This window comes from Lentzea guizhouensis, assembly GCF_001701025.1.
In the GTDB taxonomy this organism is placed as follows: Bacteria; Actinomycetota; Actinomycetes; order Mycobacteriales; family Pseudonocardiaceae; genus Lentzea; species Lentzea guizhouensis.
Map to the genome: position 1 here is coordinate 5,474,274 of NZ_CP016793.1, position 26,782 is coordinate 5,501,055.

General features: G+C 69.2%; 30 protein-coding genes. 22 read left to right on the top strand and 8 right to left on the bottom strand.

Annotated elements, in window-relative coordinates:
- Position 1: 1 nt before the first annotated feature.
- Positions 2–316: a hydroxyisourate hydrolase gene (gene uraH / locus BBK82_RS26925; RefSeq protein ID WP_065917509.1), complete on the bottom strand. Its 315-nt coding sequence runs from the start codon at positions 314–316 to the stop codon at positions 2–4.
- A 143-nt stretch (positions 317–459) separates the two neighbouring features.
- Between uraH and BBK82_RS26930 the strand changes: the two genes are divergently transcribed.
- The 5 genes from BBK82_RS26930 (at position 460) to BBK82_RS26945 (ending at position 4,218) form a co-directional block, all read left to right on the top strand.
- Positions 460–1,446, top strand: coding sequence for a PucR family transcriptional regulator ligand-binding domain-containing protein (locus tag BBK82_RS26930; RefSeq protein ID WP_083268173.1), 987 nt, complete (start codon positions 460–462; stop codon positions 1,444–1,446).
- 136 nt (positions 1,447–1,582) lie between these two features.
- Positions 1,583–1,891: a helix-turn-helix domain-containing protein gene (locus BBK82_RS49040; RefSeq protein WP_083268174.1), complete on the top strand. Its 309-nt coding sequence runs from the start codon at positions 1,583–1,585 to the stop codon at positions 1,889–1,891.
- A 241-nt stretch (positions 1,892–2,132) separates the two neighbouring features.
- Positions 2,133–2,447: a hypothetical protein gene (locus tag BBK82_RS26935; protein WP_065917510.1), complete on the top strand. Its 315-nt coding sequence runs from the start codon at positions 2,133–2,135 to the stop codon at positions 2,445–2,447.
- Between the two features lie 51 nt (positions 2,448–2,498).
- Complete coding sequence (locus BBK82_RS26940) at positions 2,499–3,269, top strand: hypothetical protein (RefSeq protein ID WP_154697525.1); 771 nt, start codon at positions 2,499–2,501, stop codon at positions 3,267–3,269.
- A gap of 121 nt (positions 3,270–3,390) precedes the next feature.
- Positions 3,391–4,218, top strand: coding sequence for a helix-turn-helix domain-containing protein (locus BBK82_RS26945; protein WP_065917512.1), 828 nt, complete (start codon positions 3,391–3,393; stop codon positions 4,216–4,218).
- 3 nt (positions 4,219–4,221) lie between these two features.
- Here BBK82_RS26945 and BBK82_RS50595 read toward each other — a convergent pair whose 3' ends face one another.
- A complete protein-coding gene (locus BBK82_RS50595) occupies positions 4,222–4,455 on the bottom strand; it encodes a hypothetical protein (protein WP_154697526.1) in 234 nt (77 codons plus the stop codon).
- A 423-nt stretch (positions 4,456–4,878) separates the two neighbouring features.
- Here BBK82_RS50595 and BBK82_RS26950 point away from each other — a divergent pair, with 423 nt between their 5' ends.
- The 5 genes from BBK82_RS26950 to BBK82_RS26970 all read left to right on the top strand — a co-directional run bounded on the left by BBK82_RS26950 (position 4,879) and on the right by BBK82_RS26970 (position 9,684).
- Entirely contained in the window at positions 4,879–5,787 is a 909-nt protein-coding gene (locus BBK82_RS26950; protein ID WP_065917513.1) for an NHL repeat-containing protein, read from the top strand.
- 352 nt (positions 5,788–6,139) lie between these two features.
- Positions 6,140–8,326, top strand: a complete 2,187-nt coding sequence (locus tag BBK82_RS26955; RefSeq protein ID WP_237047589.1) for a sensor histidine kinase — start codon at positions 6,140–6,142, stop codon at positions 8,324–8,326.
- Positions 8,323–8,757 (top strand): roadblock/LC7 domain-containing protein, encoded by a 435-nt coding sequence (locus BBK82_RS26960; RefSeq protein WP_053734297.1) that lies wholly within the window; start codon positions 8,323–8,325, stop codon positions 8,755–8,757. The genes BBK82_RS26955 and BBK82_RS26960 overlap by 4 nt, the downstream gene beginning before the upstream one ends.
- Positions 8,757–9,122: a DUF742 domain-containing protein gene (locus tag BBK82_RS26965; RefSeq protein WP_065917515.1), complete on the top strand. Its 366-nt coding sequence runs from the start codon at positions 8,757–8,759 to the stop codon at positions 9,120–9,122. Before BBK82_RS26960 ends, BBK82_RS26965 begins: the two co-directional genes overlap by 1 nt.
- Positions 9,103–9,684 carry a GTP-binding protein gene (locus BBK82_RS26970; RefSeq protein WP_065917516.1) on the top strand — a complete coding sequence of 194 codons (582 nt, stop codon included), beginning with the start codon at positions 9,103–9,105 and terminating at the stop codon, positions 9,682–9,684. Before BBK82_RS26965 ends, BBK82_RS26970 begins: the two co-directional genes overlap by 20 nt.
- On the opposite strand, the gene BBK82_RS26975 is transcribed toward BBK82_RS26970, so the two are convergent.
- From BBK82_RS26975 to BBK82_RS26985, 3 genes are all read right to left on the bottom strand, one after another.
- A complete protein-coding gene (locus BBK82_RS26975) occupies positions 9,681–10,391 on the bottom strand; it encodes a class I SAM-dependent methyltransferase (RefSeq protein ID WP_065917517.1) in 711 nt (236 codons plus the stop codon). The genes BBK82_RS26970 and BBK82_RS26975 overlap by 4 nt on opposite strands.
- A 60-nt stretch (positions 10,392–10,451) precedes the next feature.
- Positions 10,452–11,315 (bottom strand): 3-hydroxybutyryl-CoA dehydrogenase, encoded by an 864-nt coding sequence (locus BBK82_RS26980; protein WP_065917518.1) that lies wholly within the window; start codon positions 11,313–11,315, stop codon positions 10,452–10,454.
- 70 nt (positions 11,316–11,385) lie between these two features.
- On the bottom strand, positions 11,386–11,604 hold the full coding sequence (locus tag BBK82_RS26985; protein WP_065917519.1) for a hypothetical protein: 219 nt from the start codon (positions 11,602–11,604) through the stop codon (positions 11,386–11,388).
- A gap of 145 nt (positions 11,605–11,749) precedes the next feature.
- Between BBK82_RS26985 and BBK82_RS26990 the strand changes: the two genes are divergently transcribed.
- The 3 genes from BBK82_RS26990 to BBK82_RS27000 are packed head-to-tail and all read left to right on the top strand — an operon-like array spanning position 11,750 to position 14,188.
- A complete protein-coding gene (locus BBK82_RS26990; RefSeq protein WP_065921370.1) occupies positions 11,750–12,403 on the top strand; it encodes a DedA family protein in 654 nt (217 codons plus the stop codon).
- A gap of 16 nt (positions 12,404–12,419) precedes the next feature.
- Positions 12,420–13,556 (top strand): sensor histidine kinase, encoded by a 1,137-nt coding sequence (locus BBK82_RS26995; RefSeq protein WP_237047590.1) that lies wholly within the window; start codon positions 12,420–12,422, stop codon positions 13,554–13,556.
- Entirely contained in the window at positions 13,544–14,188 is a 645-nt protein-coding gene (locus BBK82_RS27000) for a response regulator transcription factor (RefSeq protein ID WP_065917520.1), read from the top strand. The genes BBK82_RS26995 and BBK82_RS27000 overlap by 13 nt, the downstream gene beginning before the upstream one ends.
- 38 nt (positions 14,189–14,226) lie before the next feature.
- Here BBK82_RS27000 and eat read toward each other — a convergent pair whose 3' ends face one another.
- Positions 14,227–15,651, bottom strand: coding sequence for an ethanolamine permease (gene eat, locus BBK82_RS27005; RefSeq protein WP_065917521.1), 1,425 nt, complete (start codon positions 15,649–15,651; stop codon positions 14,227–14,229).
- A gap of 110 nt (positions 15,652–15,761) precedes the next feature.
- On the opposite strand from eat, the gene BBK82_RS27010 reads away from it, so the two are divergent.
- The 6 genes from BBK82_RS27010 to BBK82_RS27035 all read left to right on the top strand — a co-directional run bounded on the left by BBK82_RS27010 (position 15,762) and on the right by BBK82_RS27035 (position 22,519).
- Positions 15,762–17,102 (top strand): glutamine synthetase family protein, encoded by a 1,341-nt coding sequence (locus tag BBK82_RS27010; RefSeq protein ID WP_065917522.1) that lies wholly within the window; start codon positions 15,762–15,764, stop codon positions 17,100–17,102.
- A 64-nt stretch (positions 17,103–17,166) separates the two neighbouring features.
- A complete protein-coding gene (locus BBK82_RS27015) occupies positions 17,167–17,859 on the top strand; it encodes a gamma-glutamyl-gamma-aminobutyrate hydrolase family protein (protein WP_065921372.1) in 693 nt (230 codons plus the stop codon).
- On the top strand, positions 17,856–19,208 hold the full coding sequence (locus BBK82_RS27020; protein WP_065917523.1) for an aldehyde dehydrogenase family protein: 1,353 nt from the start codon (positions 17,856–17,858) through the stop codon (positions 19,206–19,208). The genes BBK82_RS27015 and BBK82_RS27020 overlap by 4 nt, the downstream gene beginning before the upstream one ends.
- A gap of 19 nt (positions 19,209–19,227) precedes the next feature.
- Positions 19,228–19,995, top strand: coding sequence for a 3-oxoacyl-ACP reductase (locus BBK82_RS27025; protein WP_065917524.1), 768 nt, complete (start codon positions 19,228–19,230; stop codon positions 19,993–19,995).
- Positions 19,996–20,011: 16 nt separating this feature from the next.
- The gene (locus tag BBK82_RS27030) at positions 20,012–20,707 is read left to right on the top strand and encodes a FadR/GntR family transcriptional regulator (protein ID WP_065917525.1); all 696 of its coding nucleotides are present in this window, start codon (positions 20,012–20,014) and stop codon (positions 20,705–20,707) included.
- 165 nt (positions 20,708–20,872) lie between these two features.
- Positions 20,873–22,519, top strand: a complete 1,647-nt coding sequence (locus BBK82_RS27035; RefSeq protein WP_065921373.1) for an AMP-binding protein — start codon at positions 20,873–20,875, stop codon at positions 22,517–22,519.
- Between the two features lie 162 nt (positions 22,520–22,681).
- Here the strand turns inward: BBK82_RS27035 and BBK82_RS27040 are convergent, their stop codons facing one another.
- Entirely contained in the window at positions 22,682–22,918 is a 237-nt protein-coding gene (locus tag BBK82_RS27040; protein WP_065917526.1) for a hypothetical protein, read from the bottom strand.
- Between the two features lie 220 nt (positions 22,919–23,138).
- Entirely contained in the window at positions 23,139–23,438 is a 300-nt protein-coding gene (locus tag BBK82_RS27045) for a hypothetical protein (RefSeq protein WP_065917527.1), read from the bottom strand.
- Between the two features lie 129 nt (positions 23,439–23,567).
- On the opposite strand from BBK82_RS27045, the gene BBK82_RS27050 reads away from it, so the two are divergent.
- The 3 genes from BBK82_RS27050 (at position 23,568) to BBK82_RS27060 (ending at position 26,719) form a co-directional block, all read left to right on the top strand.
- A complete protein-coding gene (locus BBK82_RS27050) occupies positions 23,568–24,062 on the top strand; it encodes a GNAT family N-acetyltransferase (RefSeq protein ID WP_065917528.1) in 495 nt (164 codons plus the stop codon).
- A 90-nt stretch (positions 24,063–24,152) separates the two neighbouring features.
- Positions 24,153–26,159, top strand: coding sequence for a threonine--tRNA ligase (thrS, locus tag BBK82_RS27055; protein WP_065917529.1), 2,007 nt, complete (start codon positions 24,153–24,155; stop codon positions 26,157–26,159).
- Positions 26,156–26,719 (top strand): HIT family protein, encoded by a 564-nt coding sequence (locus tag BBK82_RS27060; protein ID WP_065917530.1) that lies wholly within the window; start codon positions 26,156–26,158, stop codon positions 26,717–26,719. The genes thrS and BBK82_RS27060 overlap by 4 nt, the downstream gene beginning before the upstream one ends.
- The last annotated feature ends 63 nt before the right edge of the window (positions 26,720–26,782 follow it).

Consider the following 26,782-nt stretch of genomic DNA (forward strand, 5'->3'; position numbering starts at 1 on the left):
GTCAGCTACCTCGGTAGGTGGAGTAGGCGAACGGCGAGAGGAGCAGCGGCACGTGGTAGTGCTGCGCCGGGTCGGAGTAGTCGAACGTGAGCACGACCTCGGGGAAGAACGGCGCGGCCTGCGCGGTGTCGAAGACCAGCCGGTACACCCCGGCTTCCAGGCCATCACCCCATCCGGTGATCCGGCCGTCCGCGTTCGTCTCCGCGGTCGCCACCTCGGTCCCGTCGCGGCGCTGCAGCGCCACGGTGATGCCCGCGAACGGCCTGCCGCGTGCCGCGTCCAGCACGTGCGTGGAGATCGTCACTCGCCCTCCCATCTGGTTGTGAGCCAGTACACAGACTCAGAGGTACAGGGCTCTACGGCGTGACACATGAATCGGCGGGCTCCTGCGGGTAACGAATTTGTGCTTTCCTACAAATGTCATCCGTTCTGGCGACGAATGGACGAAAGTGACACCCCATGTTGCTGCTGCGGACGTTGCTCGGCATGACGGAACTGCGGCTGAGCCTGCAGACCGGTGAGGACCAGCTCGACCGCACGGTCACCCGCGTGTACGGAACGGAGCTCCCCGACCCCAGCCGGTACCTCTCCGGTGGCGAGCTCGTGCTGTCCGGCCTGCTCTGGCACCACGGCCCGCAGGACTCCGAGACGTTCGTCCGCTCGCTGGCCGCCGCGAACGTCGCCGGCCTCGCCGCCAGCGAGACCGAGAACCGCGCGCTGCCACGGGACCTCGTGACCGCCTGCGAACGCCACCACGTGCCGCTGCTGGAGGTGCCGATCGACCTGTCGTTCGCGACGATCACCGAACGCGTCTCGATGGAGCTCGCCGGGCTGAGCCGGCACCGCCGCCTGCTCACCGTCGTCGCGGAGGGCTCCGGCCTGCCCGCGCTGCTGGTCGCCGGCGGCCACGAGCTGAACGCGCCGTGCTGGGTGCTGTCCACCACCGGCCGGGTGGTCGCGGGCGGCGAGCTGGCCGACCGGGTGGGTCTGGTGCGGGAGTTCCTGCAGGCCGACCGGCTGCCGAAGACGGTCAGGGGCCACACGCTCGTGCCGGTGTCCGAACGCGGCGGCAACCGGCTCACCAGCTGGATCCTCGTCGTGGCAGGAGAACCGCAGCCCGAGGCCGCCACCGAGCTGGCGTCGCTGGTCGCACTGGAGCGGTTGAGGCAGGCCCAGGGCCGCCAGATCGAGAACCGCACCGCCGCGCCGTTGCTCAGCGCGGTGCTGGCCGGCTCGCCCGACCTCGACTCCCGCCTCGCCGCCGCCGGGCTGGAGCACGCCGAGCTGCGGGTGATCAGCGCGGTCACCAGCGACCAGCGCGCCGACCTCGCCGCCGCCGTGCTGGAGGAGGCGCTGCCGCAGGCGCTCGTGACCGCGGCCGGCGACACGTCTACGCCATCGCGAAGGCCGGCGACTCGGTGCCGGACCAGCTCCGCGAGGCGTTGAAGGTACTGGAACCCGGCCTCGGCTCGTCCGGTGCTCGTCGGCGCAGCTCCCCGGTCACCTCCCGCGGCCTGCGCGGCGCGGCGGAGGAGGCGGCGCACGCCGGCGGCTCGGTGAACGGCGCGGCGGCCGCACGTGCGTGGTCGCGGGCGAGGAGATCGCCCTGCACCAGCTGCTGCTGGCCGGGGTGCCGGAGGAGCTGCGGGGGTCGTTGCGGCGCAGGCTGCTCGGGCCGGTGCTCGACTACGACGCCGAGCACGGCTCGGACCTGACCGGGACGCTGAAGGAGTTCCTGGACTGCGGCGGGTCGTGGACCACGGCGGCGCAGAAGCTGCACGTGCACGTGAACACGTTGCGGTACCGGGTGGGCCGGGTGGAGGAGCTGCTCGGCGTCGACCTGGCGGAGTTCGAGGCGCGCGTGGACCTCTTCCTGGCGCTGCAGGGGTAGCGGTGTGGCTCGGCACGTTGCCGGGGGAATTCGCGGTCAGACGGGTGCATCGTGGTGTCGCCCCCACGTCTTCACACTGGATGTATAGGGGCGTGGGGGCGGCGCCGCGAGGTGCCCTGCTGAGCGTGGATCACCTCGCCGACGTGCTGAGGCGCACCGCTAGTTGTCAGCCTGACGGCTGATTGCGCTTGGGCCTTCAGGCTGATGTCCGGGTGTGGCCGCGTTTCCTACCGTTCCCGGCATGAGGATCGCGTTGGCCGCTCTGCTGCTGGTGTTGTGCGGCTGCGCGGTGACGACCGACATCCGGCTGGTGGTGGAGGGTTCCGGCACCGCCGACCAGCTCACCTACACGTTCCCCGGCGAGGAGGAGCGGACGCTCAAGAACCCGGACGTGCCGTGGCAGCGGGTCAGTGCCCGCAAGGGCCGGGTGCTCGTGCGGCTGGAGGGCGTGCGGGGCGAGCTGACGTGCAAGATCATCATCAACGGCCGCCAGGTGAAGACCGCGACGTCCACGTCCGGAGCAGCCCTTTCGTGCGATCACTCGATGGCCGTCTGATGTAAGTGGGCGAAAGACCGTAGCTTTCTCCAATCGGGGAGGTTACGGGTGATGAGTGATGTTTTGGCTGGTAGGAACGCTGCTGGCGGGATCAGGTTCAGAGGCTCGCACGGGATTTCGGCCCAGTTCCTGCCACCGGCGCCGCCGAAGCACTTCGTCGGCCGCCTGCGGGAACTCGAACAGTTGCGGCCCAACGGGGTGACGCTCGTCAGCGGCCCCGCCGGCGTGGGCAAGACGGCGCTGGCGTTGCGGTGGCTGCACGACCGGTGTTCCGGCGACCAGCTGTACCTCGACCTGACCGTGCGCGAACCGGTGGAGCTCCGCCTGGGCCGCCTGCTGCGCGCGTTGCGGCTGAACGACGTCCCGGCGGAGGACCGCGTGGCGGCGTTCCGCTCGATCGTGCTCAAGCAGAAGATCACGCTGCTGCTGGACAACGCGAGCAGCGCCGACCAGGTGACCCCGTTCCTGCCCGCGTCCGGCACGGTCGTCGTGACGAGCCGGTCGAGCCTCGACCTCGGCGGCGCGGAGATCGCGCTCGACCCGCTGACCGACGAGACCGGCAGCCTCGCCCCGTTGCTCGACCTGTCCTATGTGGAGCTCCCGGAACGCCAGGCCCGCCTGTACCGGCTGTGCGCGTGGCACCCCGGCACCCACTTCGACGTGCCGGAGGCGGCGGCCATCGCGGGCGAGTCGGAGTGCGACGTCGAGGACGCGCTGGACGACCTGGTGGAGAAGGCACTGCTGACCGAGGTGGGCGATACGGCGTTCGGCTTCCATGACCTCGTGCGTGCCCATGCGCGCGCGAAACGTCAAATTGGCTGAACGGCGTTTTTCCTCTCTAACGCCATAGGTGTTCGGTGAACGTTGGCGTTGGCCGGTAAACGGTTGTCCACAACGGGGGTGCTCCCTTTCGGGAATCCGATTCGGTCATATCCTTCGCGGTATGCCGAAGGATTTCCGGGCCACGACGCTCGAACGCGCCATCGGGCGGCAGCTGGCCGGGTGGCGCGACGAGCGGCAGCTCAGCCTCACCGAGGCGGGGCAACGGGTGGGGTTTAGCAGCGCCAAGCTCTCCATGATGGAGAACGCGGTGCAGCCGTCCGCGGTCCTCGACATCATGGCGCTCGGATACGTGTATCAGGTGCCCGCCGAGGAATGGCAAGCCGTGGTGCGGCAAGCGCAGTGCGCGGAACAGGCGCGCGCGCTCGACAATGCCGTGTTGTTCGACCCGGCCGCCGACTTCGCGAATCTTGTGTTCGAGGCAACGGTTCTGCGCACGTTCACGACAGATCTGGTTCCCGCGCTGTTCCAGCTCGCCGACTACGCGAAGCTCGTGCTGGACGACACGCGGTTCCCGGCACAGGCGGCGGTGCGCGAGGCGTGGGAGGGCCGGGTCGGCGGCCGGGACCCGCTGCTCGTGCACGCGGTGTGCTCCGAGGCGGCCCTGCGTCCGGTCGTCGGCGGCCCGCGGGTGATGAAGGCACAGCTGCTGCACCTGATGGAGATCTCGGAGCTCGACACGGTCTCACTGCGGGTCGTGCCGTTCACCGCCGGCGCGCACCCGGCGATGGGCACGCCGTTCACGTTGCTCAGCTTCGCGCACCGGCAGCACGACGACGTGGCGTACTTCGAGACGTTCGTGCGCGGGGAGTACGTCGAGGGGGCGGGGGAGACCGAGGGGTGTGCGCGGCGGTTCGCGGGGGTGGGTGAGCTGGCGCTCGGGGAAGGGGAGTCGCTGGAGCTGATCGCGGAGGCGGCCGCGGAGCTGTGAGCCTCAGAGCACGCCGACGAAGTCGGCCATCTCCCGGAGGTCGGCCTTCACCGACCGGCGCTCTCGTTTCAGCAGCGGATCGCCGGTCCGCTCGGCTGCCGCCATCGAACGTTCGGCGGTGATCCGGGGAAGCTCGGGCTCGCCGAGCCGGTCGAGCATTCCTGAGGTGACGCGGTAAACGAGGGCCTGAAGCTCATACGCGCGTTTGCGCTCATCGTCCGTACCGGCGTTCTGCACGAGGTGCCACGCGTCGGCTGAACAGGACCTCCAGTGCAACCTGGTGGTGTGGTCCGAGGGCGTCGGACATGCCTGCGAGCTGCCGGGTGACCGGTCGCGATGCGGCGGTGTCCGTCGTTGCAGCGAGGTGCCGTGGCCGTCCGGGTTCGCGAGTCCGGTGTGCTCGGGGTGTGGGGCACGCTCTACCGGCCTGCCGCCTTCGCCCCCGTTCCCCTCCGAGCCGCACACGTTCCCTGCGGTGACCCGAAGGCACGTTGGGTGGTCGCCACGGCGTTGGTCCGATTGCTCCAGGGGTGTCACATCACCCCGTGGCGGGAGTTGGGAGCCTCACCAGCGCGGATGTCGGGTTCCTGAGAAAACTCCGGCCCAGGCGCTGACCTGCGAAAGGATCGGGGCGCTCCCAATCCGACTCCAGGAGGCGGCATGTACCGCAGATTCGGTGTCCTGCTCGCGGCGGTTCTGGGCGTCACGCTCACCGCTGCCGCACCGGCCACCGCAGACGCGTCCGAGCAGCACGGGCAGTTCCCGACGGAGTTCTCCCTGCCGAACGGGTGGCAACCCGAGGGCATCGCGATCGCCGGCGCCACCGCCTACTTCGGCTCGCGGGCCGACGGGTCGATCTACGCGGCCGACCTGCGCACCGGCAAGGGCAAGGTCCTCGCCAAGGGGCCGGGTACGCCCTCGCTGGGCATGAAGGTCGACAGCCGCAAACGGCTGTGGGTCGCGGGCGGTGTGGGTGGTGACGCACGCGTCTACGACACGCGCACAGGTGCGTTGCTGGCGAAGTTCCAGTTCGCCACCACGGACACGTTCGTCAACGACGTCATCCTCACCGACAAGTCGGCGTGGTTCACCGACTCGCGCAAGGCGGTTCTCTACCGTGTGCCGTTGAGCCTCAAACCGCACTCGACGCTGAACCTCACCGGTGATCTCGTTGTCACCCCCGGCGCCACGAACCTGAACGGCATCGTGACGGGTCTTGACGGCGGCTTGATCGTCGTGCAGAGCAACACCGGAAAGTTGTTCCGGGTTGATCCGCGCACCGGTAAGACGGCCGAGATCAATCTGAACGGTCAAACACTCACCAATGGTGACGGCCTGTTGCGTGAGGGACGGCAGTTGTACGTGGTGCAAAACAGGTTGAACAAAGTCGCGCGCTACACGCTGAGCCGTGATGGCGCGACGCTGGCCGCGGAACGCACTGACGCGCGGTTCGACGTCCCGACCACGGTCGCCGCGTTCGGAAAGCGCCTGTACCTGCCGAATGCCCGGTTCACGACGCCGCCGACCCCGGAGACGACGTACAACGTTGTCGCCGTGGAACGGCCGTGAGGAACTAGTCCGTCCGGGGGTTCTCACAAGGCAAGAACCCCCGGACCGGGTGTTGCGACACTCACCTGACTGGGTAGCCTGCTGACCGCGTACTGCGTGTGATCGCTGCCATTCGGTGACGAAGATCTTTACTTGTTACCATTTTGCAGCCGAAGGAGTGAGATGGGTAACCCGCAGCGCTAGCCGTGGGACACAGGAGACGAAGAGCGCTGTGAACGAGAAGAGCGGTTACACACCGACCAACTACCGGACCATTAGGTCACGGTTGGCCGGAGTGGTCGTCGTTCCCAGTGTCGTCCTGTTGATCATGTGGGCGGTCTTCTCCTCGTACACCGTTTTCGACGGTTTGTACATGCGTTCTGCCGCAGTCGGCGTGAAGGACGCGACGATCCCCTCGGTGCAGGCGTTCGCCGGTCTGCAGCAGGAACGCCAGCTGAGCCTCGTGCTGCTGAGCAAGGCGGGCGGTGTCGACACCGCGGCGCTGCGGCAACAGCACGCGCGCACCGACGAGTCGGTCACGAGGATGAAGGCGGCGTTCACGGACCTCGCCGACGGCGCGCCGCAGGACATCGTCGACCGGATCAACGCGCTCACCACCGTGCTGGACGACCTCGGCCGGCACCGCGCGCAGGTCGAGGCGGGCACCGGCAGCCCGCAGGAGGTCTACGACTACTACAACAGCCTGCTCGACGCGGGCGTCGCGTTGATCTCCCGGCAGGCGCGGCAGGTGCCCGACGCCGAGGCCGGTCAGTCCAACGTGCACGCCGTCACGATCTTCCAGGCCGCCGACTGGATGTCCCGCGGCGCCACGATCGGGTCCCGCGGGTTGCTCAACAAGGCGTTCACGCCGGCCGAGCGGGTCGAGTTCGTCCGGCTGATCGGCGCCTACCACGCCGGTGTCGACGCCACGATCCCGTTCGCGCTCGAGCAGCCCCGCCAGCAGTACGACGCGCTGCGCACCAGCTCCGAGTACCGCGCGCTGCTCGACCTCGAGGGCCGCGTCATCAACGGCGACACCGGCGTCACCGACCAGCAGTGGCGGGCGGCGGCCGGTCCGGTGCACGAGAAGCTCGTCGCGATCGCCGTCCGGCAGGTCGAGGACGGCACGACCCTCGGCCTGGAGAAGGCCAACAGCCGCTTCACCGCCGTGCTGATCGGCAGCCTGATCGCGTTGCTCGCCGTCGTGGTCGGCATCGTGCTGGCGCTGCGCATCTCGAACCGCCTGGTCAGCCGCGCGCTCGTCACCCGCCTCACCTCGCTGCGGGAGGACACGCTGCGGCTCGCGCAGGAACGGCTGCCGCACATCGTGGCGCGCCTGCGGGGTGGCGAGCAGGTGGACGTCCACCGCGACATGCCGCCGCTGGACTACGGCAACGACGAGATCGGCCAGGTCGCCGACGCGTTCAACACCGCCCAGTACACGGCGGTCGCCGCCGCGGTGAAGGAGACGCAGGCCCGTGAGGGCGTGAACCGGGTCTTCCTCGACATCGCGCACCGCAACCAGGGCCTGGTGCACCGGCAGCTCAAGATCCTCGACAAGCTGGAGCGCGAGGAGGAGAACCCGGACCAGCTGGACTCGCTCTTCCAGCTTGACCACCTGGCCACCCGCGCCCGCCGCAACGCCGAGAACCTGATCATCCTCGCCGGCGAGCAGCCGGGCAGGCAGTGGCGCAAGCCGGTGCGGCTGAGCGACGTGCTGCGCGCCGCCGTGGCCGAGACCGAGCAGTACGTGCGGGTCAAGGTCAACCCGGTGCCCGACCGCGCGCTCGTGGGCGTGGCCGTCGCCGACACCATCCACCTGCTCGCCGAGCTCGTCGACAACGCGACCGCGTTCTCGTCGCCGCGCTCCGAGGTGATCGTCCACTCCAGCGCGGCGCCGCACGGGATCGTGATCGAGATCGAGGACCACGGTCTCGGCATGACGCAGGAGGAACGCCTGCAGGCCAACGCGAAGCTCTCCAACCCGCCGGACTTCGAGACCATGGCGTTCCGCGGCGAGTCCCGGCTGGGGCTCTTCGTCGTCGCACGGCTCGCGGCCAGGCGCGGCATCAAGGTGGAGCTGCGCGACTCGCCCTACGGCGGCACGGTCGCCCTGTGCGTGCTGCCGCCGCAGCTGGTGGCGCCGCACAACACCGCGGGCGACATCACCGAGACCACGCAGATGCCGGTGCGGTCGTTCCACGACCACCACCACGGTCACGTCGAGGAGCACCCGAGCTTCCCGCTGAAGCGGCCGCCGGTGGTGCCCCCCGCCGTGAACCCCCCGCCCGTCCCAGCCGTTTCCGAACCAGAACCACCGGTGGACGATCAGACGAACCAGGCACCTACCTCGGACGGGAAGCCCCCGCTTCCCCGCAGGCGCAAGCGGCAGAGCCTCGCGCCGCAGCTCATGCAGTCCGACGACGTGACGCACGCCGAGCCGGTTACCGGCGAAAGGTCGGCCGAGCGGACCCGGGACGGGTTGGCCGCGTTCCAGCGCGGTACCCGTGACGCGCGGCTGACCGACGACTGGAGATCAGAAGGAGCCCCCTCGTCATGAAGGACAAGACCAGCCAGCACGGCGAACTGAACTGGCTGCTGGAAGACCTCATCCAGCGGGTGGTCGGCGCGCGGCACGCGGTCGTGCTGTCGGCGGACGGACTCCTGCTCGGCCGCTCGGCCGGGCTCTCCCGCGACGACTCGGAGCACCTGTCGGCGATGGCGTCGGCGTTCCAGTCGCTCGCCCGCGGCACCGGCAGGCACTTCGGTGGCGGCGCGGTGCGGCAGACCATCGTCGAGATGGAGCACGCCTACCTGTTTGTCACGGCGGCGGGCCACGGTGCGTGCCTCGCGCTGCTCGGCGAGGAGGACGCGGACATGGGCATGATCGCGTACGAGATGAACATGCTGGTCAAGCGGGTGGGCACGTACCTCTCGTCGGCCCCCCGCGCAGAAACGGCGACGGTGCCCTCCGCACGAGAGTCGCGCTGATGACCGCGCGTGAGGACTGGTGGTACGACGAGGCCGCTGGACCGCTGGTGCGGCCCTACGCGATGGTGCGCGGCCGCACCCGGCCGAACGCGCCCAACTTGCACCTCGTGACGCAGGTTCGCGCGTCGGTTGTTGCGTCCGACCAGACGTCGCTGACGGTCGAGCATCGCGAGATCATGGCCCTGTGCGCACGACCGCTCTCGATCGCCGAAGTGGCCGCCTACCTCGACGTCCCGCTCGTCGTGGTCAAGGTGCTGCTCTCGGACCTCATCGAGCGCGGTGACGTGATCGTGCAGAACTCCGCTCCCCAAGTTCCCGACCGGGATCTCCTGCAGGCCGTACTGGATGGTGTTCGTGGGATCTGACGACCAGCTGACCGTGCCGACCGCGGTCAAGATCGTCATCGCGGGTGGTTTCGGCACCGGCAAGACCACCATGGTCTCGTCGGTCTCCGAGATCCCACCGCTGAAGACCGAGGAGCTGCTCACCGAAGCCGGTGTGCACGTCGACGACCTGGCCGGCATCGAGGGCAAGGACACGACCACGGTGGCGCTGGACTTCGGGCGCATCACCATCAACACGAGCGTGGTGCTGTACCTGTTCGGCACGCCGGGCCAGAACAGGTTCTGGTTCATGTGGGACGAGCTGGCCCACGGCGCGATCGGCGCCGTCGTGCTCGTCGACACCCGCCGGCTCGACTCGTCCTTCCCGTCCATCGACTTCTTCGAGCACCGCGGCATCCCGTTCATCGTGGCGGTCAACTGCTTCGACGGCGGGCAGCTCTACACCGTGGACGAGGTGCGGCACGCGCTGGACCTCGACGACGCGATCCCGGTCGTGCTGTGCGACGCCCGGAACCGCGAGTCGTCGAAGACGGTGCTGGTCGGTTTGATCCAGCACTCGATGAACCGCCTGGCGCTGGCTTAGGCCGTCAGCTCGAAGAACAGGAAGCTCGGGCTCGTGGTCAGGGCCCGGTAGTCGTCGGGGAACAGCTGCTGGGCCTCCGGGACCGGCAGCGGTTCGCTGATGCCCGCGAGCTCGAAACCGGCTGCGGTGAACGCGCCCGTCATGGCGTGCAGCGGCCGATTCCAGAACGACATGGTGACCGGCTCACCGGCGTGGTCCCAGACCTCGGTCCAGTTGTAGGTCTCGAAGTAGTTCGTCCTGAGCCCTTGCGCCCGGTGGATGGCGTGGATCGCGAACGGGTGGTCGACCGAGGCGAGCAGCCGGCCGCCGGGCTTGAGGATGCGCCTGATCTCTTCGAGCGCCGGACCCCAGTCTTCGAGGTAGTGCAGGACGAGTGACGCGATGACGTCGTCGAACGTCCTGTCGGCGTAGGGGAGCGGGTCGTTGAGGTCGGCTTTGCGCAGGTCCGCGTCGGGGCCGAGGCGTTCCCGGGCCAGTTCCAGCATGTTCGCGCTCGGGTCGAACCCGCTCACCTCGGCACCTCGCTCGCGCAGCTCGGCCATGAGCGGCCCAGCGCCACAGCCTGCGTCGAGGATCTTGCGACCGGTCACGTCACCGGCGAGCGCCAGCATCGCGGGCCGCTCGTAGTAGGCGTTCTGGATGTCGGTCTCGTTGGACTCGCTGTAGGCCTTCGCGAGCGTGTCGTAGTCGTTCTGCACCCCAGGCATGCGATCAATCCAAGCACGAACGAGGAGCGCGCCCCGGTGCGAGGGCGCGCTTCCCCGGTCCTACTTCGCGTAGTTGTGGAAGCCGCGTCCGGACTTCTTGCCCAGCAGGCCCGCGTCCACCATGCGCAGCAACAACGGCGGCGGCGAGTACAGCGGCTCCTTGAACTCCTCGTACATCGACTCGGCGATGGCCTTCGTGGTGTCGAGGCCGATCAGGTCGGTCAGCCGCAGCGGGCCCATCGGGTGGGCGCAGCCGAGCACCATGCCGTTGTCGATGTCGTCGGCCGAGGCGAACCCGGACTCCAGCATGCGGATCGAGGAGAGCAGGTAGGGGATCAGCAGCGCGTTGACCACGAAGCCGGCGCGGTCCTGCGAGCGGATGACCTCCTTGTGCAGGGTGCCGCGCACGAACGCCTCCGCGCGCACCTGCGTGGTGGCGCCGGTCAGCAGCGACGGCACGATCTCGACGAGCTTCAGCACCGGCACCGGGTTGAAGAAGTGCACGCCGATGACCTGCTCCGGCCGGGTGGTGGCCATGCCGAGCTTCATGATCGGGATCGAGCTGGTGTTGGACGCGAAGATGGCGTCCTCGTCCTTCACGACCTTGTCGAGGGTCGTGAAGACCTCGGTCTTGACCTGCTCGTTCTCCGCGACCGCCTCGACCACGAACTGCCGGTCGGCGAACTCGCCGACGTCCGTCGTGAACCGGATGCGGCCCAGCGCGGCATCGCGGTCGTCCTCGGTCAGCTTGCCCGACTTCACGCCCCTGGCCAGCGAGGAGGCGATCCGCCCCTGCGCCGCCCCGGCCGCGTCCGCGTTGACCTCGACGACGATGACGTCGAGGCCCGCACGGGCGCTCACCTCGGCGATTCCGGAGCCCATGAGGCCGGAACCGACGACTCCCACACGTTGAATGTCACTCACGGCCCCGATCCTGCCACGACCAGCTCGAACCGAGGTGGTGCTGGTCCGAACGGGGCAGCGCAAGCCCCGGTCAGCGGGCCGCACCCTCTTTGGACGGTCGCAGCACGGTGACCGGCAGGCCGCTGTCGAGCAGAGTGTGCTCCGCCGCGACCTTGTTGGCGCCGTAGCCCTTGGGCGAGTCGAAGTCCATCGAGCCCGGTGCGTCGACGGTCCAGCCGGACGCTCGCAGCCGGCGGGCGGTGGCGCCGCCGATGAGGCCGGTGCCGCCGAGGATCAACGCGCGTGGCATTCCGCCGACATCAGTGCCTTCGGGGGTGTGGTTCTCCGCAGTATCGGACCTGCGGACGAACGCAACAAACCGGCCGGTTTTCCTCATGGTGGCACGAAACAACAGTTGAAAAGATCGAACTCACCGAAAAGAAATGGGGAGTTCGATGTTCTCAGGTGTTGCGCCCGCCGCCCACGAACCGGTCGGCGGACTCGCCGGTTGGGCCGTGGACGTCATGGAGTCGCTCGGCGGCGTGGGCGCGGCCATCGTGGTGGGGCTGGACAACCTGTTCCCGCCGATCCCGAGCGAGATCGTGCTGCCACTGGCGGGTTTCTCCGCGGCCAGGGGCGTGTTCAGCCTGGCGGAGGCGCTGATCTGGACCACGGTCGGGTCCGTCGTCGGCGCGATCATCGTGTACGTGGCGGGCATGCTGCTCGGCCGGGAACGCACCCGCAGGCTCGTCGCGAAGATCCCGCTGGTGAAGGTCTCCGATTTCGACCGGACCGAGCAGTGGTTCGCGAAACACGGCGCGAAAGCGGTTTTCTTCGGGCGCATGGTTCCGTTGTTCCGCAGTTTCATCTCGTTGCCCGCGGGGGTGGAACGGATGAACTTCGTGAAGTTCCTCGTGCTGACCACGCTCGGCAGCCTGATCTGGAACACGGTGTTCGTCGGCGCGGGATACCTGCTCGGGTCGAACTGGTACGTGGTCGACGAGTACGCGGGGGTGTTCCAGAAGGCCGTGATCGGCGCGGTCGTGCTCGCCGCCGGGTGGTTCGTGGTCACCAGGCTGCGTGAACGGAAGTCGTCGCGTGCCCGCTGACGGTTACGCTGCGGAGGTGCTGTTCGACCGTGGTGAGCTGGTGCGCCGTGCCACGCGTCGGACGACCGGGCTCGCGATCGGCGGGCTCTCCGCGTTCGCCGAGCTCGCCTTCGTCCTCTGTGCCGGGGCCCTGCTGGGGGTGCGGTCGGCCCGGCCGGTGGTGTTCGGTGCGGCGAGGGCGATCGCGGAGTTCGAACGCAGGCGGATCGAGCGCTTCCACGGGCAGGGCAGCGCGGAGGACTTCACCGGCTGGCGGGCGCTGCAGTACCTGGGCGTCCGCTGGCTGGTCGGCGGGCTCGGCGCGGGCGTGCTGCTGCTGGTCCTGCTCGGTGCCGGGACGGCCGTGGTCATGACCTGGCAGATGGTCGCCGGCACGGGCAGCCCGAGCCGGATGAGCTGGTACGACCCGATCACGTTCGTCCTGTTCGGCACGCTGCTGGTGTTCATGACGGTCCAGGCCTTGATCGGGGTGGAGGGCCTCGACCGGAGGCTGGCGCGCCACTTCCTCGGCCCGACCGCGCAGGAGGTGTTGCGGCGCAGGGTCTCCGAGCTCACCGTCAGCCGCGCCGAGGTGGTCGAGGCCATCAACGAGGAACGCCGGCGCATCGAACGCGACCTGCACGACGGCGTGCAGCAGCGGATGGTCGCGCTGGGCATGCTGCTCGGGCGGGCGAGCAGGCGGGCCGACCAGGCGCCGGAACTGCTGGAGCAGGCCCGCGAGGAGGCCGGGCGGGTGCTGCTCGAGCTGCGCGAGGTGAGCTGGCGGGTGTATCCGATCGCGTTGGACAGCGACGGGCTGCACACCGCTCTGGAGTCGCTGGCGGAACGCTCGGGCGTGCCGGTCAGGCTGCACTACGGGCTCACCGAACGGCCCCTGGGCAGCGTCGAGGTGCCCGCGTACTTCGTGGCCTCCGAGGCCGTGACGAACGTCAGCAAGCACGCCGGCGCCACCCGGATCGACCTGTCCGTCACCAGGGAGGGCACCATGGTCGTCGTGCGGATCGAGGACGACGGGACCGGCGGCGCCGACCCGGCCGGCAGCGGGCTCTCCGGCCTGGCCCGCAGGGTCGCCGCGGTGGACGGGGTGTTCACAGTGGACAGTCCGCCCGGTGGCCCGACCGTGATCACCGCGGAGCTGCCGTGCGCCTCGTGATCGCCGAGGACTCGACGCTGCTGCGCGAGGGCCTGGTCCGGTTGCTGGCCGAGGAGGGCCACGAGGTGCTGGCCGCCGTCGGTGACGCCGCCGCACTCCTGGAGCAGACCGGGCAGCACCGCCCCGACCTGGTGCTCACCGACGTCCGGATGCCGCCGAGCCACACCGACGAAGGTCTGCGGGCGGCCCTGGAGATCCGCCGCCGGTGGCCGGACACCGCTGTCCTGGTGCTGTCGCAGTACGTCGAGAAGCGGTATGCGACCGAGCTGATCGCCACCGGTGGCGGCAAGGTCGGTTATCTGCTGAAGGACCGCGTGATGGAGGTCGGTGAGTTCCTCGACGCGCTGGAACGGGTGGCCGCCGGTGGTGAGGCGTTCGACCCGGACGTCGTCCGCGCGTTGATCAGCAGGAGCACGCACGCCGACCCGCTCGCCAGGCTGACCGCCCGGGAACGCGACGTGCTGGAGAAGATGGCGCAGGGGCACAGCAACCCCGGCATCGGCGCCGCGCTCAGCATCTCGCGCAGCGCCGTGGAGAAGCACATCAACGCGATCTTCGACAAGCTGGACCTCACCGACAGCGCCGCCTACAGCCGGCGCGTGCTGGCGATCGTGCGCTACCTGCAGGGCTGACCGCCGCACGCCCCGTGCGGCGGTCAGCCCCGAAAGCGCTAGTCCAGCTCCGCCTCCGCCTTGGCGATCGCGGCGAACTCCTCCTCCGGTGCGTTCGCCACCAGGTGGTGGCGGCTGTAGAACCAGAAGTACGCCACCGCGATCACCACGATGCCCGCCGTGACGCCCGCCGCGACCTCGTCCACAAAGAACGTCGCGATGACCGCCGCCACCGCCAGCACCAGCGCCACGCCGGTCGTCACCACACCGCCGGGAGTCCGGTAGGGCCGGGGCAGGTCCGGCGCGGTCTTCCGCAGGACGATGTGCGACACCATCATCAGCACGTACGACAGCGCCGCGCCGAACACCGCGATGTTGATCAGACGCGCGCCACCGGTGACCGGGTCGACCGACTTCATGATCGTGGCCAGGACGAACCCGATCGTGCCGGGCACGATCAGCGCGAGGTACGGCGTCTTGCGCTTGCCGGTCTTCGACAGCCAGCGCGGCAGGTATCCCGCGCGGGACAACGCGAACAGCTGCCGCGAGTAGGCGTAGATGATCGAGAAGAACGACGCCACCAGACCCGCGAGGCCGACGTAGTTCACCAGCTGCGCCAGGAAGGTGTCGCCGCCGTACGCCGCGCGCACCGCCTCGGGCAGCGGGTTGCCGGACGCCTCCAGCGCCTTCGCCCCCGCACCACCGGGAGCGACCAGCAGGATGGCGAACGCGAAGACCAGCAACACGACCATCGCGCCGATGATGCCGCGCGGCATGTCGCGCTTCGGGTCGCGGGCCTCCTCGGCGGCCAGCGGAACACCTTCCACCGCCAGGAAGAACCAGATCGCGAACACCAACGCGCCCCACGCACCCGTGACGCCCATCGGCAGGAACGAGCCGTCGCCGATGTCGAACAGCTTCGCGCTGTCGAACTTCGGGATCATGCCCGCCACGAACGCCACCAGCGCCACCACGGCGACACCGGTGATCACGAACATCACCCGCAGCGCCTCGCCCACGCCGAAGAGGTGGATGCCGACGAAGATCACGTAGCAGGCCAGGTACACCGGCCACGTCGCGTCGAGCAGGCCCAGCGCCTTGACGTAGTCGCCGATGAACACCGAGATCGCCGCGGGAGCCATGGCGTACTCGATGAGGATGGCGATACCTGTGGCGTAGCCGCCCAACGGCCCGAGCGCGCGCCTTGCGAAGCCATAGCCCGCACCGGCGACGGGGAGTGCGGAGGCGAGCTCGGCCAGGCCGAACACCATGCACGTGTACATCGTCGCCATCAGGACCGTGGCGACCAGCATCCCGCCCCAGCCGCCCTGGGCAAGACCGAAGTTCCACCCGGCGAAGTCACCGGAGATCACGTACGAGACACCCAGCCCGGCCAGCAGGACCCAGCCCGCCGCCCCGCGTTTCAGCTGACGGTGCTCCAGATAGTCGCTGCTCACCTTCTCGTACTCGACGTGCTTGGCCATATGGACTCCTAATAGTCCTTTAAGCGGTGGTTGAGGGTGGCGCTCGTCACCCGGTGGTGTCAAGATGATGCCGCCAATGGCTCGCAGACATACCTTTGGAGGAACGCGGGATGCTGACCGTCGAGGAGTTGCGCGAGGCCGTAGACACCGGGGAGATCGACACCGTGCTGGTCGCGATCGTCGACATGCAGGGCCGGCTGCAGGGCAAGCGGTGTGCGGCGCGGTACTTCCTCGACGAGGTCCTCGGCCACTCCGCGGAGGGCTGCAACTACCTCATGGCGGTCGACGTGGAGATGAACCCCGTCAGCGGCTTCGCGATGTCGAGCTGGGAGCGCGGGTACGGCGACTTCGTGATGAAGCCGGACGTCGACACCCTGCGCCGCGTGCCGTGGCAGGAGGGCACCGCGCTGATCATGTGCGACGTCGTGTGGGAGAACGGCGAGCCGGTCGTCGCCTCGCCCCGCCAGGTGCTGCGCAAGCAGCTCGACCGGCTCTCGGAGCTCGGACTCGACGCTTACGTCGGCACCGAACTGGAGTTCATCGTCTTCGACGACACCTACGAGCAGGCCTGGAACGCCGGCTACCGCAACCTCACGCCCTCGAACCAGTACAACGTCGACTACTCGTTGCTGGGCACCGCGCGCGTTGAACCGCTGCTGCGCGCCATCCGCAACGGCATGACGGGCGCGGGCATGGTCGTCGAGTCGGCCAAGGGCGAGTGCAACCCCGGTCAGCACGAGATCGCCTTCCGCTACACGACGGCACTGCGCACCTGCGACCAGCACGCGATCTACAAGAACGGCGCCAAGGAGATCGCGTCGCTGCAGGGCAAGTCGCTCACGTTCATGGCGAAGTACAACGAACGCGAGGGCAACTCCTGCCACATCCACCTCTCGTTGCGCGCCAAGGACGGCTCGCCGGTCTTCGCCGAGGGCGACGGCATGTCCGAGCTCATGCAGCACTTCCTGGCCGGCCAGCTGGCCGCGCTGCGCGAGTTCACCTACTTCCTGGCACCGAACATCAACTCCTACAAGCGTTTCGTGGAGGGCTCGTTCGCGCCGACCGCGGTGGCGTGGGGCCGCGACAACCGCACGTGCGCGCTGCGGGTGGTCGGGCACGGGCAGTCGCTGCGGTTCGAGAACCGGGTGCCGGGCGGTGACGTGAACCCGTACCTCGCGGTGGCGGCGCTGATCGCGGCCGGGCTGCACGGCGTCGAGCAGAAGCTCGCGCTGGAGGACGAGTTCATCGGCAACGCCTACGCCTCCGACCGGCCGACCGTGCCGACGACGCTGCGCGAGGCAGCTGACCTGCTGGCGGCCAGCGAGCTCGCGCGGGAGGCGTTCGGCGGCGAGGTCGTCGACCACTACCTGAACGCGGCGAGGGTGGAGCTGAAGGCGTTCGACGCGGCGGTCACCGACTGGGAGAAGATCCGTGGCTTCGAACGCCTCTGAACCGATCCCGACTGGCCCCCCTCCAGGGGGTCGGCGCGCCCCACTCCGATCATCTCAGGGAGGTCTGACAATTCCGGCGCCACTCATCGGCATCAGCACCTACCTCGAGCGCACCCGCTTCGGCCACTGGGACGTCGAGGCAGCCGTGCTCTACCGCGGCTACCTCGACTGCGTGGTCGCGGCCGGCGGCAACCCGGTGATGCTGCCCCCGGTCGGCACCTGGACCGCCGAGACCATCGGGTTCCTGGACGGCCTCGTGATCGCGGGCGGTGCGGACATCGACCCCGCCACCTACGGCGCCGAACCCGACCCGCGCACCGGCACGCCGCGCCGTGACCGCGACGAGGCCGAGTTCGCGCTCGTCGAGGCGGCGCTCAAGCTCGACCTGCCGGTCCTCGGCGTGTGCCGGGGCATGCAGGTGCTCAACGTGGCGCTCGGTGGCACGCTGCACCAGCACGTCGAGGGCCACAACCCGGCGCCGGGCGTGTTCGAGCGCACCGACATCGCGGTCGCGCCCGGCACCGCGCTGCACGGGATCCTCGGCGACCGCACCAACGTGCAGTGCCACCACCACCAGTCACTGGACCGGGTCGCCGACGGGCTCAAGGTCACCGCGCAGGCACCCGACGGCACGGTCGAGGCCGTCGAACTCCCCGGCGCGCGGTTCGTCGTCGGCGTGCAGTCCCACCCGGAGCAGGACACCGAGGACCTGCGGCTGTTCCAGGCCCTGGTAGACGTTTCAAGGAGAAGAGCGTGACCTTCGACGTCATCAACCCCGCCACCGAGGAGGTGGTGCGGTCGGTTCCGCACACCACCCTCGACGAGACCAACGCCGCGATCGCCAAGGCGCACAAGGCGTTCGAGACGTGGCGGGCCGTCGCGCCCGGTGACCGCGGGCGGGTGCTCAGGAAGTTCGCCGAGCTGGTCGACGCGCACAACGAGGAGCTGGCGCGGCTGGAGGTCGAGAACTCCGGGCACACCATCGGCAACGCGCGCTGGGAGGCCGGCAACGTCCGCGACGTGCTGCAGTACTACTCGGCGGCGCCGGAACGGTTGTTCGGCAAGCAGATCCCGGTCGCCGGCGGGCTCGACGTCACGTTCCACGAGCCGCTCGGCGTCGTCGGCGTGATCGTGCCGTGGAACTTCCCCATGCCCATCGCGGGCTGGGGGTTCGCGCCGGCCCTCGCGGCGGGCAACACCGTCGTGCTCAAGCCCGCCGAGCTCACGCCGCTGACCGCGATCCGGCTCGGTGAGCTGGCCCGGGAGGCGGGCATTCCGGAGGACGTCTTCCAGGTGCTGCCGGGCAAGGGCAGCGTCGTCGGCAACCGGTTCGTCACGCACCCGTTGGTGCGCAAGGTCGTCTTCACCGGCTCGACCGAGGTCGGCAAGCAGGTCATGGCCGGCTGCGCGGACCAGGTGAAGCGGGTGACGCTGGAGCTGGGCGGCAAGTCGGCGAACATCGTCTTCGCGGACTCCGACCTGGAGAAGGCGGCGGCCACGGCGCCGTACGGGGTGTTCGACAACGCCGGGCAGGACTGCTGCGCGCGGTCCCGGATCCTGGTGCAGGCCAGCGTCTACGACCGGTTCATGGAACTGCTCGAGCCCGCCGTCAAGGGCGTGCAGGTCGGCGAACCCGGTGACGAGCAGACCGAGATGGGGCCGCTCATCTCCGCGGCGCACCTCGGCAAGGTGGCGTCTTACGTCCCAGACGACGCGCCCGTCGCGTTCCGGGGCAGCGCGCCGAACGGACCCGGTTTCTGGTTCCCGCCGACGGTCCTCACGCCGGCCTACGACCACGCGACCGTCACCGAGGAGATCTTCGGCCCGGTCGTGGTCGTGCTGCCGTTCCAGGACGAGGCCGACGCGATCCGGATCGCGAACGACTCCGAGTACGGCCTGTCCGGTTCGATCTGGACGCAGGACGTGGGACGCGCGATCCGCGTGTCCAGGGCCGTCGAGGCCGGGAACCTCTCCGTGAACTCGCATTCGTCGGTCCGCTACTGGACGCCGTTCGGCGGCGTGAAGCAGTCCGGCCTCGGCCGTGAGCTCGGTCCGGACGCGCTCGACGCGTTCACCGAGGTCAAGAACGTCTTCATCGCAACCTGAGACACGAGGAGATTCTGAAATGGTGCAGCGACTCGAGGGCCGCGTGGCCGTCGTGACGGGTGGCGGCAGCGGCATCGGTCTCGCGACCGTGCGCAGGTTCGCGAGCGAGGGCGCGAAGGTCGTCGTCGCCGACGTCGACCCGGAGACCGGCAAGGTGGCCGCCGACGAGGTGGGCGGGTTGTTCGTCCAGGTCGACGTGACCGACGAGGAACAGGTCAAGGCGCTGTTCCAGACCACAGTGGACACCTACGGCAAGTTGGACATCGCGTTCAACAACGCCGGTATCTCGCCGCCCGACGACGACTCGATCCTCACGACCGGCATCGAGGCGTGGGACCGCGTGCAGAAGGTGAACCTGACGTCGGTTTACCTGTGTTGCAAGTACGCCATCCCGCACATGCAGGCCAACGGCAAGGGCTCCATCATCAACACGGCGTCGTTCGTGGCGACGATGGGCGCGGCGACGTCGCAGATCTCGTACACGGCGTCGAAGGGCGGCGTGCTCGCGATGTCGCGTGAGCTCGGCGTGCAGTTCGCGCGCGAGGGCATCCGCGTGAACGCGCTCTCACCCGGCCCGGTCAACACGCCGTTGTTGCGGGAGCTGTTCGCGAAGGACCCGGAACGCGCCGCGCGCCGGCTCGTGCACGTGCCGATGGGCCGGTTCGCCGAACCCGAAGAGATCGCCGCGGCGGTCGCGTTCCTGGCGTCCGACGACTCGTCGTTCATGACCGCGTCGAACTTCCTCGTGGACGGCGGCATCGCCGGCGCGTACGTCACCCCCCTCTAGGGAAACGTCACAGCAGATGGAGCACGCGCAGGAGGCGTTGTTCCGCCCGGTGCGGGCGGGCAACGCCTTCGAGGAGACCGTCGAACGGCTCATGCAGGCCATCCGGCTCGGCGTCGTCGCGCCGGGTGAGCGGCTGCCGTCCGAACGGGAGCTCGCCACCCGGCTCGGGGTGAGCCGGGTGACCGTGCGCGAGGCCATCAGGTCGTTGCAGGAGAACAACTACGTCGAGTCGCGGCGGGGACGCTACGGCGGCACGTTCGTGACCGAGGAGATCCCGAAGTCCGCTCCCGGCAAGGAGTTGGGCGACCTCCACGACGCGCTGACGCTGCGGAAGGTCCTGGAGACCGGTGCGGCGGAGGCGGCGGCGGGCCGGTCGCTGGGCCCCGCCGAACGCCGCGGGCTGCGGGCGCGGCTCGACGAGGCCTCCACGGCGTCGCTGGCCGAGTACCGGCGCAAGGACTCGCGGCTGCACCTGGCCATCGCGGAGGCCACCGGTTCGGCGTCGCTCACCGCGGCGGTCGCGGACTCCCGGATGCGCGTCAACGAGCTGCTGGACACCATTCCGCTGCTCGAACCGAACCTCGCCCACTCCAACGCGCAGCACGAACGCATCATCGCTTCCATTTTGGACGGTGACCCGGCCGCGGCGCGCCGGGAGATGGCCGAGCACCTCGACGGGACCGCGTCGCTGCTGCGGGGTTTCCTGGTCTGACCGGCGGGACTCGGATGATTTGCCCCACGCGGGTAACATGAAAACGTTTGCAACTCCGGTTGTCGTGTTGTCATGCACATTCCGCATGACGCACCCCTTGGCGTCGGGCTTGCGGACAGTTACCGTCCGAATACCTCGGGGGACTTGCAGCGCGAGGAGCTGTTGATGCCAGGGTTGCGCAAGGTGTTTCGCGACGCCATGGGCAAGGTGCACTCACTCCGCGTCTTGTCGGAAGCGGGCATGATCAGCCCCACCAACGTCAAGCTGTCGCTGCAGGCGTTGCGCGAGGTCGCGGTCTGGGGCCCGAACGTCACGGCACTGCGCCGGTCGGTGCGGCTGAACCCCGACGGCGTCGCGGTGGTCGACGACCGCGGCTCGGTCACCTACCGGCAGCTGGACCGGCGCTCCAACGCGATCGCCCAGGGCCTGCGGTCGCTGGGCGTGCAGCACACGCACGTCGTCGCGCTGATGTGCCGCAACCACCGCGGCATGGTCGAGTCGCTGCTGGCGTGCGCGAAGCTCGGCGTCCGGGTCCTGCTCGTCAACACCGGCTTCGGCGCGCCGGTCGTGCTCGACCTCCTGCAACGCGAGCGCGCCTCCCTCGTGATCCACGACGAGGAGTTCACGCCGCTGTTCCACCAGCTGCCGCCGTCGATCCCGCGCTGGCTCGCCTGGTCGCGTGACGGCCTCGACCGCCGCACACCGACGCTGGACCAGCTCGTCGCCAAGGCACCGCGTGGTGAGCTCGAACCCCCGCGCGAGCCCGGTGTGGTGATCCAGCTGACCTCCGGCACCACCGGCGTCCCCAAGGGCACCGCCCGCGAGATCAAGTCGGTGCTGACCGCGTCCGACTTCCTCGACCGCATCCCGATGCGCGCGAACGAGTCCACGTTCATCGCCGCCCCGATCTTCCACTCGGTCGGCTACTCGCACCTGACGCTCGCCATGTCGCTCGGCTCGCGCGCCGTGCTGCACCGCCGCTTCGACCCGCGCAAGACGCTGTGGTCGGTGCAGGGCCAGCGCTGCACCACGCTGGTGCTGGTCCCGACGATGCTGCAGCGGATCATGGAGCTGGACCGCTCGGTGATCGACTCGTTCGACCTGCGCCACCTGCAGGTCGTGTTCTCGTCCGGGTCGCCCATCGCGCCGGACCTCGTCCAGCGCACCATGGCCGTGCTCGGCCCGGTGCTCTACAACCTCTACGGCTCAACGGAAGTGGCCGTCGCCACCGTCGCCACCCCGGAGGACCTCGCCGCCGCGCCGTCCAGCGTCGGCCTGCCGCCGCACAACTGCGACGTGCGCCTCTACGACGAGGACCGCAACCGCATCACGAGGTCGTTCGTCACGGGCCGGATCTACGTGCGCGGCTCGCTCACCGTCGACCTCTACACCGACGGCACCCAGAAGGACTCCATCGACGGTCTGGTCGCGACCGGCGACCTCGGCCACTTCGACCCCAGCGGCCGGCTGTACTTCGACGGCCGCGAGGACGACATGATCGTCTCCGGCGGCGAGAACGTGTACCCGGTCGAGGTGGAGAACCTGCTGATGACCCACTACCGGGTGCGCGACGCGGCGGTGCTCGGCGTGCCGGACCCGGAGTACGGCCAGCGGTTGCGCGCGTTCGTGGTCCCGGTCGCCGGCACCCGCATCGACGTGCGCGAGCTGCGCGAGTTCGTGCGGACCCGGTTGGCGCGGCACAAGGTCCCGCGCGAGGTGGTGGTAGTGCCGAAGCTGCCGCGCAACGCGACCGGGAAGGTGCTGCGGCGCCAGCTGCTGTCGATCCGGCTGGGACCCCAGCAGGCCCAGTAGGCAGGCCCAGTAGGCAGGCCCAGTGGTCGAGCCCGGTAGGGCGGAACGCGCGTCACGGCAGAACGAGGGGGACTAATCCAGCCGTGACGCGCGTTCCTGGTCGTGGGGAGCGCGCGACTCGCGTTGTCGGGGATCGGTACGCGAGTCGCGCGCTCGGTCGGGTCACCGCTCGAAGCGGTCGCCCCGTTGTTCGAACCGGTCGCCGCCACCGCGCTGCTCGAAGCGGTCGCCGCGGTCCGGTCCGCGTTCTCCTCGGTCGTGCATCCGGAAGGCACCCGGCCCGCCGCGGTCGTCGTGCCGGTCAGCCGCCACCGCACCGACGATGCCGCCGCCGAGGACCACGCCCAGCAGGCCCACCGCGACCAGCTGGGTGGCGCGGTGCCGTGCGAAACCCCTCAACCGGGAACGCCTGACCGGCGCCGCAGGAGGAGGGACCGGTGCCTCCGCCGCGCTCGCGGCGGCGTCCCGGCCGCTGCGGGCTGCGGCTGTGGCTCCGGTCGGGTCTGCGGCTCCGGTCGGGGCTGGGGCGGGACCTGGTGCGGCGTCGTCGGCTGGTCCGCCGGTGGCTGGTTTCTCGGCGGCTCCGGCTCCGGTGGGGGAGGCGCCTGTCCCTGCTCGCTCATGTCCTCAACGATGCGCCGTTCGGCTGAGCACAGCCTGACAGCTGCCTGTTCGTTTCCTGAAGCCGCGAGTTCATGATCGGCCGGGAGGCCGCGAAGACGTGGCGCTGGTCGGCGTAGGTGGCGCCGAAGAACTCCTGGTCCGTCACGCCGGACCAGCGGAAGTGCAGCGTGGTGCGCGTGCCGTCGCGGGCGTCGCGGCGGGCGTAGTGGTCGTGCAGGTCGGCGTAGAGCAGGCGCAGTTCGTCCCGATTGGACGCCGTGAGGCGGACAGGGCATTCGACCACGAGATCGTGCATGTCAGCGCTCCTCACATCGGCGGCCGGGCCCACAGCGTGCTCGCACCGGCCACGTGAACGCATCCGAAAAACCACTTAGACAGATGTGCGTATGACAAACCGTTTGCGCGCACCGGCTTCAATCAAGACATGGAACTCGTACCGCTCCGCAGGGAGTTCGCGCAGGCCATGGCCGATGGCGGCCCGCACAACGACGAGGTCAACCGGCTGACGGGCACGCACGGCACATTCACCCTGGAGGATTACGAGGCCTACATCGAGCGCACCCTGAACGACCCGAACCGCTACACCCGTGCCATCACCGAGGACGGCAGGTACCTGGGCGAGGTCGTGCTCAACCCGATCGACGACGTCAACCGCAAGTCCGGGCTGCGGATCGCGCTGTGGGACGGGTTCGGCAAGGGCTACGGCACGGCGGCGATCAAGCACGTCCTCACCTACGCGTTCACCGAGCGCAACCTCCACCGGGTGGACCTGGAGGTCTACGAGTTCAACGAGCGGGCGATGCACGTGTACCGCAAGTGCGGCTTCCGCGAGGAGGGCCGGCTGCGTGACGTGCTGCTCTGGGACGGCGTCTTCTACGACGCGATCGTCATGTCGGTTTTGAGCACCGATAACATCTGATCCGCAAACCCCGTACTTCGAGCCCAGAATCTTCACCGAGGAGTCATCGTGTCCGAGTCGCGCCCAGCAGTCGCCCAGAACCCGCCACGCGTGGTGGTCGCGGCTGGGACGACGGCGGGCACGGCCGTGCGCGAGGCCGGGCTGCCCGGCAAGGGTGCCGACGCGATCGTCGTCGTGCGCGACGCCGAGGGCCACCTGCGCGACCTGTCGTGGACCCCGCGGGTCGACGTCGAGGTCGAGGCCGTCGCCGCCGACACCGAGGACGGCCGCAGCGTCATCCGCCACTCCGCCGCGCACGTGCTGGCGCAGGCGGTGCAGCAGCAGTTCCCGGAGGCCAAGCTCGGCATCGGCCCGCCCGTGAAGGACGGCTTCTACTACGACTTCCAGGTCTCCAAGCCCTTCACGCCGGAGGACCTGCAGGCGCTCGAGAAGCGCATGAAGCAGATCATCAAGGGCGCCCAGCGGTTCTCCCGCCGCGTGGTCGAGTCGGTCGACGCCGCGAAGGCCGAGCTCGCGGCCGAGCCGTTCAAGCTGGAGCTCGTCGACATCAAGAGCGACGTCGACACCAGCGAGGTCATGGAGGTCGGCGGCGGCGAGCTGACGATCTACGACAACCTCGACCCGCGCTCCGGTGAGCAGGTCTGGGGCGACCTGTGCCGCGGCCCGCACGTGCCGACCACCAAGCACATCCCGGCGTTCAAGCTCACCCGCGTGGCGGCGGCGTACTGGCGCGGCAACGAGAACAACCCGCAGCTGCAGCGCATCTACGGCACCGCGTGGGAGTCGGCCGAGGCGCAGGACGCGTACCTGGAGCGGCTGGCCGAGGCCGAGCGCCGCGACCACCGCAAGCTCGGCGTGGAGCTCGACCTGTTCTCGTTCCCGGACGAGATCGGCTCCGGCCTCGCGGTGTTCCACCCCAAGGGCGGCATCATCCGCAAGGCGATGGAGGACTACTCCCGCCAGCGGCACACCGAGGCGGGCTACGAGTTCGTCTACTCACCGCACATCACCAAGGGCAAGCTGTTCGAGGTCTCCGGTCACCTGGACTGGTACAAGGACGGCATGTACCCGGCGATGCACCTCGACGCCGAGGTCGATGAGGACGGCACGGTCCGCAAGCCCGGCCAGGACTACTACCTCAAGCCGATGAACTGCCCGTTCCACGACCTGATCTTCAAGTCGCGCGGCCGGTCCTACCGCGAGCTGCCGCTGCGCATGTTCGAGTTCGGCTCGGTCTACCGCTACGAGAAGTCCGGCGTGGTGCACGGCCTGACCCGCGTGCGGGGCATGACGCAAGACGACGCGCACATCTTCTGCACCCGCGACCAGATCCGCGACGAGCTGAAGTCGCTGCTGAACTTCGTGCTCGACCTGCTGCGCGACTACGGCCTGGACGACTTCTACCTGGAGCTGTCGACCAAGAACCCGCAGAAGTTCGTCGGACCGGACGACGTCTGGGAGGAGGCGACCGCGACGCTCGCCTCGGTCGCCGAGGAGTCCGGTCTCGAGCTCGTGCCCGACCCCGGCGGCGCCGCGTTCTACGGCCCCAAGATCTCGGTGCAGGCCCGTGACGCGCTCGGCCGCACCTGGCAGATGTCGACCATCCAGCTCGACTTCATGCTGCCGGAGAAGTTCGAGCTGGAGTACACCGGCCCGGACGGCTCCCGCCAGCGCCCGGTCATGATCCACCGCGCCCTGTTCGGTTCGGTCGAGCGGTTCTTCGGCGTGCTGACCGAGCACTACGCGGGCGCGTTCCCGGCGTGGCTCGCGCCGGTGCAGGTCGTGGGCATCCCGGTCACCTCGGAGAACGCGGACCACCTGTTCGCGGTGCGCGACGTGCTGAAGAAGGCCGGCATCAGGGTCGAGGTCGACGCCTCCGACGACCGGATGCAGAAGAAGATCCGCAACCACACCATGCAGAAGGTGCCGTTCATGCTCCTGGCCGGCGCCAAGGACGTGGAGGCGAACGCGGTGTCGTTCCGGTTCCGCGACGGCACCCAGATCAACGGTGTGCCGGTGGAACGGGCCGTCGAGCAGATCGTGGAGTGGGTCGGCCGCCGCGAGAACGCCTCGCCGACGGCGGAACTGCTCTCGTGACGGATGACTTCGGGAAACCGCAGCTGACCGGACAGGACGGGGTCGGGGTTCACGACGCATTGCAGCGGTTGTGGACCCCGCACCGCCTGTCCTATGTGAAGGGCGAGGGCAAAGCGGTCGGCGACGAACCCGCCGGTTGCCCGTTTTGCCGAGTGGTCGAACTCGACGACGAATCGGGCCTGATCATCGCGCGCGGGTCGGAAGTGTTCGCGGTGCTGAACCTCTACCCGTACAACCCCGGTCACCTGATGGTGCTGCCGTATCGGCACGTGCCGGACTACGCGGACCTGACGGTTTCCGAAACCGCCGAGTTCGCCGCGTTCACGCAGAAGGCGATGCGGGTGGCGCGGCACGTGGCGGCGCCGCATGGGTTCAACATCGGCATGAACCAGGGCGTCGTCGCCGGTGCCGGGATCGCCGCGCATCTGCACCAGCACGTGGTGCCGCGGTGGGGCGGGGACGCGAACTTCATGCCGGTCATCGGGCACACGAAGGTGCTGCCGCAGCTGCTGGGGGAGACCAGGCAGCTGCTGGCAGACGGCTGGAAGGCGCTCGACTGACTCGTGCGCAGGTGATCGACTGCCGCTCGCTATCTATTGACTTTCGATAGCTGACGAGCGATA